1 protein-coding gene is annotated in these 235 nt (G+C 43.4%); it reads left to right on the forward strand.

Annotated elements, in window-relative coordinates; translation table 11 throughout:
• Nucleotides 1-235, forward strand: a 235-nt coding sequence (locus tag QT973_RS02300; RefSeq protein ID WP_333056688.1) for a hypothetical protein, incomplete at both ends; no start/stop codon positions are given.

Raw genomic sequence — 235 nt, forward strand, 5'->3', positions numbered from 1 at the left:
AACCAAAAATCCGACTGTTTCCGAAACTCCCAATTCCGATCCGAATTCTACCGATCCAAAAACAGATTCTCCCGCAGTAGAAACTGAAAATCCGACTGTTTCCGAAACTCCCAATTCCGATCCGAATTCTACCGATCCAAAAACGGAAAATTCCTCTGCGACACAAACCAAAAATCCGACTGTTTCCGAAAATCCCAATTCCGATCCAAATCCTGCCGATCCAAAAACGGAAAAT

This window comes from Microcoleus sp. Z1_A1, from assembly GCF_036700305.1.
GTDB lineage: Bacteria > Cyanobacteriota > Cyanobacteriia > Cyanobacteriales > Microcoleaceae > Microcoleus.